This is a genomic window from Bradyrhizobium sp. P2_E8, assembly GCF_056403875.1.
The window spans coordinates 1-5251 of the sequence record NZ_JBFUES010000519.1; the positions used below are offsets into that span (position 1 = coordinate 1).

Genomic DNA, 5251 nt, shown 5'->3' on the forward strand with positions numbered 1-5251 from the left:
GTCATGATGAACTTGTCAGAATCGCGCTAAAGGCTGTCATTCTGTCGCAGGTTCTCTGGAGTTGTTCATGTTTTCGGTGTTTGTCCCCTCCGAGTCCTCCCTCAAGAAGGCTGTCGTCGAGGATCTCACGGCGCTGCCGGAGAGCGCGGTCTGGATCGACCTCTTCAGTCCGAGTGCGGCCGAGGACAAGGCGGTAGAGCGGCTGGCGGGCATCGCCATTCCGACCCGGGAGGACATGCAGGAGATCGAGATCTCCAGCCGCCTCTATATCGAGAACGGCGCGCGCTACATGACCGCGACGCTGATGTGCCACTCGGATACCGACATGCCCCGGACCACGGCGGTGACCTTCATTCTCGGCGACCACCGCCTAGTGACGGTACGCTACGACCTGCCGAAGCCGTTCGCCCTGGTCGAGGCCAAGCTTGGCCGCTCCTGCACGCCGGCGATCACCGGCGAGATGGTGCTGATGGAACTGCTGGACGCCGTGATCGACCGTTGCGCCGACATTCTGGAGCGCTGCGGCGCCGAGATCGACCAGGTGTCGCATGACATTTTCGAGCCCGAGAGCGAGCGCCACGGCCACGCCAAGCAATATTCCCAGATCCTGATCTCGATCGGCCGCAAGGGCGATCTCACCTCCAAGGTTCGCGAGAGCCTGGTGTCGATCGGTCGCGTCGTTGCCTTCCTCTCGGCGGTGGTGGAGGGCGTGAAATGGTCCAAGGACATGCGCGAGCAGCTCAAGACCATGCAGCGCGACGTCTCCTCGCTGACCGACCACGCCTCCTATCTCTCCAGCAAGATCACCTTCGTGCTCGACGCCATGCTCGGCGTCGTCAATCTCGAGCAGAACAACATCATCAAGCTGTTTTCGGTCATGGCTGTTGTCCTGATGCCGCCGACGCTGATCGCCTCGATCTACGGCATGAACTTCAAGTCGATGCCGGAACTCGAATGGGTGCACGGCTATCCGATGGCACTGGTGCTGATGCTGATCGCGGCCATCGTTCCGTACTGGATCTTCAAGTTCAAGAAGTGGCTCTGATACCTACCGAGACCTTACGCCGTTCGTCGAGACACGGTACTTGGTGTCGCAGAATAGAGCGGGATTGCGGCGTCGCGGTGATCGTGGCTGCCGCCCCAATTCCTCCGGTAAAATTTGAGCGGTGAGCTGAACGTTTGCGCGAAACTTGTCTGCGATAAGTAGTGCGTAGCCGCGAGGAACAGCCATGGTTGAAAAACACATAACGTCGCCCCGGAACGTCATCGATCTGGCGAACTATCGTCAGGCCCTGGCGAACGGCAAGGCGTCGTCGATGTCGGCACGCATGTGCCGGCACTGTGGTGCTCCGCTGCTCGATGGTGAGAACGACGACGACTGCTCGACCGCATTCAGCACGGCAACGCCAAGGCCGCGCGAGAGGTCACGTCGGATTCGACTCGATTGAGCAACGGAAGGTAAGGGCGATCCAGGTCTTGCGGCGGCTTTGTCTGGATCGCCTTGCTTCCGTTCCAAGTTACGGCAGATTCAAAAATCCAATTCACCGTCATTCCGGAGCGCCCTGAGGCGAATCCGGAATCGCGAGATTCCGGGTTCGGTGCTTCGCATCGCCCCGGAATGACAGTGCGCCTAGACGTGCTGGCCGCCGTTGATGTGGATCTCGGCGCCGTTGACGTAGGACGAGGTGTCCGTGCACAGCACGTAGACGATCTTGGCAACCTCGTCGGGCGTGCCGAGCCGGTGCATCGGGATCTGCTGCTCCACGATCTTCTCGGTGCCCGGCGACAGGATCGAGGTGTCGATCTCGCCCGGCGCGATCGCGTTGACGCGGACGCCGACGCGGCCGAAGTCCGAGGCCATCTCGCGCGTCAGCGATGCGAGCGCGGCCTTGGAGGTGGCATAGGCCGCGCCTGCGAAAGGATGCACGCGCGAGCCCGCGATCGAGGTGACGTTGACGACCGAGCCCCTGGCCGCCTTCAACTCCTCGATCAGTCCGCGCGCCATCATGATCGGCGCGAAGAAGTTGACGTGGAAGACATGCGTCCAGGTATCGAGATCGGTGTCGACCGAGCCGAGCCGCGAGCCGCCCGGGCCCTTCGGCGAGATCGCGGCGTTGTTGACCAGCGCATGCAGCATGCCGCCCTCGAGGCGGTCGCGGATTTCGGAGATCGCGCGGGTCGTGTCCTTGGGGTCGGCGAGGTCGACCTGGATGTGGTCCTCAGGGCCCGCATCCCAGGGGCAGTCCTCCGGGAAGGGATGCCGCGAGCAGGTGATGACGCGCCAGCCCGCCGAGGAGAAACGGATCACGGTGGCATGGCCGATGCCGCGGCTCGCTCCGGTCAGGAGCAGCGTGCGTCGCGGTGCGTTTGACGAATGCGGCATGAAGGTCTTTCAGGTTGGTGCATGATCCGGAAAAGTGCAGCGGTTTTCCGAAAAGATCATGCTCAAACAAAATGCTAAGGGTACATCCGCGTCTTGGACCACTTCTGGCCCGCGGCGTCACGACGAAATTCGATGCGGTCGTGCAGACGGAATGGGCGATCGTGCCAGAACTCGATGCGGACCGGTGTGATGCGCCAGCCGCTCCAGCCCGGCGGCCGCGGCACCTCGCTGATGATGTATTTGGCCGCGACTTTTGCGATGGCCTGTTCGAAGGCGAAGCGGCTCTCCAGCGCCTCGGACTGCTTGCTCGCCCAGGCGCCGATCTGCGCCTGCTTGGGACGGGTGGCGAAATAGGCGTCGGCCTCGGCGTCGGTCACCGGCGTCACGTTGCCGCGGATGCGGACCTGACGGCGCAGCGACTTCCAGTGAAAAAGTAACGCTGCCTTAGGATTTGCGGCGAGTTCACGGCCCTTCTGGCTCGCGATGTGGCTGTAGAAGACAAAACCCTCGGTATCGAAGCCCTTCATCAACACCATGCGCACATCAGGCAGGCCTTCCGGGTCGACGGTTGCGAGCGCCATGGCGTTCGGATCGTTCGGCTCGCTCTTGATCGCCTCGTTCAGCCAGGCCTCGAACAGCGCAAAAGGCTCGTCGGCGGCGGTGAAATCACCGGATGTTAAGGGTGTCTGGTGTTTCATCGAGRTCGTGTCGGTCATGTCTGGAGTCCGAGTTGCGTTCCGCGGCCCAAAACGCGTTGTTGTCCGCTACCGCCCTATATAGGGCATGGGGACGCGTTGGCCTATCGGCGATCCGGCCGTCCGGCTTTGCCATGACGGTGATCCTGATCGGCTTCGGCACTGGCGGCTGCAGCTTTTCCCGCAATGACACCAGCGCCTATGCCAAGGCCGCCGACAGCGACCTCACCGGCTCGATCATGCGGCCGGCGAAGGACGCGGCACCGACCGAGACTGATCTTGCCTTCGCCCGCAACGCTGCGTCCGACGTGCTGAGCAAGGGCGACAAGGATTCCAGCCAGCACTGGGAGAATCCGGATACCGGGGCGCGCGGCTCGGTGACGCCGATCGCGCAATCCTATGCCGCCGAGGACGGCCGCAAATGCCGCGATTTCCTCGCGAGCTACGTCAACGGCAATACCGAAAGCTGGCTCCAGGGCGCCGGCTGCCAAAGCAGCCGTGGCCGTTGGGAGATTCATACGCTAAAGCCGTGGCGGAGCTAGGATTCGGCCGGCWATCCTAGTTGCAAAAATGCCACTCTCTCCCCACATGGTTCGCAGGTGGGGCGGGGAGCCCTTTGAACAATTCGATTTCTTTGAAGGAGACGTGACGGATGCGCGACCCCTATGAGGTCTTGGGGGTGCCGCGGAGCGCCAACGCTGCCGCGATCAAGAGCGCCTATCGCAAGCTTGCCAAGAARCACCATCCCGATAGCAACAAGGACGACCCGAAGGCCGCCGAGCGTTTCGCCGAACTCAATTCGGCCAACGAGATCCTCGGCGACGAGGACAAGCGCAAGCAGTTCGACCGCGGCGAGATCGACGCCGACGGCAAGCCGCGCTTCCAGGGTTTTCCGGGCGGCGGCGGGCCGCGTGGCCGCGCGGGTCCCGGCGGGTTCGAGAGCTATACGTTCCGCTCCGGCGGCGGCCCGGGTCAGGGCGGCGGCGCCTTTGAAGACATCCTCAACAGCATGTTCGGCGGCGGGGTGCGCGGCGCGCGGCCCGGGGCCGGCAGCGCCGGGCAGTTCGAATTCGACACCGGCGGGGTCGGCCTCGATCTCGACGTGAACGTCGCCATGTCCGTCTCGCTGGAGGAGTCGGTCAAGGGCGGCGAGAAGCGCGTCCGGCTGCCGACGGGCAAGGAGCTCAACGTCAAGATTCCGGCCGGCGTCACCGAGGGTCAGCAGATCCGGCTGCGCGGGCAGGGCGAGAGCGCCCAAGGCCATCCGCCGGGCGATCTCCTGATCACCATCGGCATTGCGCCGCACCCGTATTTCAAGGTCGAGGGCGCGGATCTCAGGATCGACCTGCCGGTCACGCTCTACGAGGCGGTGCTCGGCGGCAAGGTCCGCGTGCCGACCCTTGGCAATGCGGTCGAACTCTCGGTCCCCAAAAACACCTCCAGCGGCCGCACCTTCCGGCTGAAGGGCAAGGGTCTGCCCAAAGCGGGCGGAACCGGGGATCTCTTCGTCACCGTCAGGATTATGCTACCGGACGGGAACGACGCCGAGCTTGAGGCATTGATGGAGAAGTGGCGGGACCAACACCCCTACAATCCACGTAGCGGGCTTGGTTAGGGCGCGATCGGAACTGAAGGGGTTTTCCAAAGGTCTACAGCATCCTCCCTGGAGATGATGCTCATCATATGCCTGAGGCGCGATAGCGCTTCCCGGCTCACATGCTCGACGTGTCGGCTGTCCGGCGGGGCAGCCGATAAAAAGGTGCGGCCTCGAGAGGGGGACCAGCGCGGTACCAAAAACCCCAATCGAGGCCGCCCGCGTCGATCGGCGGATCGAACGCTACTCATTTTCGCGTGATCATCCGGTGCGATAATGAGACGCGCCGATGTCTTGATTCCAAATTTTCAATGACGGAATCGAGGCACCGCGCTTGCGCGGTTGTCTAGGTGCCGTTTTTCTCTGCCTGGTCGTACACGGCCTGCGCCACCTTGGTCAGCCGGTCGCGATCGCCGCCGCCGCTGACGACGTAGCCGACGCCGCGCTCGGCCCAGAACAGCGCGCCGTCCTTGTCCGTCCTGGCGTACCGCATCTGCGTTGCACCATTCTCGGTCTTGGCAGTGTAGATCGTGTACCGCTCGCCCGAGGCGCCCTCATACATCAGGAACGAGGCCGGCC

6 protein-coding genes and 1 pseudogene are annotated in these 5251 nt (G+C 63.3%); 4 read left to right on the forward strand and 3 right to left on the reverse strand.

Going from position 1 to position 5251, the window contains the following annotated elements; genetic code table 11:
• Positions 1-67: 67 nt before the first annotated feature.
• Together AC1D00_RS25290 and AC1D00_RS25295 are read left to right on the forward strand one after the other, a co-directional pair.
• Positions 68-1045 (forward strand): magnesium transporter CorA family protein, encoded by a 978-nt coding sequence (locus AC1D00_RS25290; protein WP_135177388.1) that lies wholly within the window; start codon positions 68-70, stop codon positions 1043-1045.
• Positions 1046-1229: 184 nt separating this feature from the next.
• A complete protein-coding gene (locus tag AC1D00_RS25295) occupies positions 1230-1448 on the forward strand; it encodes a hypothetical protein (RefSeq protein ID WP_074077209.1) in 219 nt (72 codons plus the stop codon).
• Positions 1449-1630: 182 nt separating this feature from the next.
• Here AC1D00_RS25295 and AC1D00_RS25300 read toward each other — a convergent pair whose 3' ends face one another.
• Complete coding sequence (locus AC1D00_RS25300; protein WP_027546205.1) at positions 1631-2383, reverse strand: SDR family NAD(P)-dependent oxidoreductase; 753 nt, start codon at positions 2381-2383, stop codon at positions 1631-1633.
• A gap of 74 nt (positions 2384-2457) precedes the next feature.
• The gene (pdxH, locus tag AC1D00_RS25305; protein ID WP_477012523.1) at positions 2458-3099 is read right to left on the reverse strand and encodes a pyridoxamine 5'-phosphate oxidase; all 642 of its coding nucleotides are present in this window, start codon (positions 3097-3099) and stop codon (positions 2458-2460) included.
• 113 nt (positions 3100-3212) lie between these two features.
• Here pdxH and AC1D00_RS25310 point away from each other — a divergent pair, with 113 nt between their 5' ends.
• Both AC1D00_RS25310 and AC1D00_RS25315 read left to right on the forward strand, forming a co-directional pair.
• On the forward strand, positions 3213-3620 hold the full coding sequence (locus tag AC1D00_RS25310; protein WP_404558311.1) for an RT0821/Lpp0805 family surface protein: 408 nt from the start codon (positions 3213-3215) through the stop codon (positions 3618-3620).
• Positions 3621-3730: 110 nt separating this feature from the next.
• Positions 3731-4693, forward strand: a complete 963-nt coding sequence (locus tag AC1D00_RS25315) for a DnaJ C-terminal domain-containing protein (protein ID WP_027546202.1) — start codon at positions 3731-3733, stop codon at positions 4691-4693.
• 325 nt (positions 4694-5018) lie between these two features.
• Here AC1D00_RS25315 and AC1D00_RS25320 read toward each other — a convergent pair.
• A pseudogene (locus AC1D00_RS25320) lies at positions 5019-5251 on the reverse strand (anti-sigma factor family protein); the annotation flags it as partial.

Excerpts from the sequence above, each read along its gene's own strand:
- AC1D00_RS25310 (WP_404558311.1), top strand. The coding sequence starts at position 3,213 with ATGACGGTGATCCTGATCGGCTTCGGCACTGGCGGCTGCAGCTTTTCC.
- AC1D00_RS25290 (WP_135177388.1), top strand. The coding sequence starts at position 68 with ATGTTTTCGGTGTTTGTCCCCTCCGAGTCCTCCCTCAAGAAGGCTGTC.
- AC1D00_RS25300 (WP_027546205.1), bottom strand. The coding sequence starts at position 2,383 with ATGCCGCATTCGTCAAACGCACCGCGACGCACGCTGCTCCTGACCGGA.
- AC1D00_RS25295 (WP_074077209.1), top strand. The coding sequence starts at position 1,230 with ATGGTTGAAAAACACATAACGTCGCCCCGGAACGTCATCGATCTGGCG.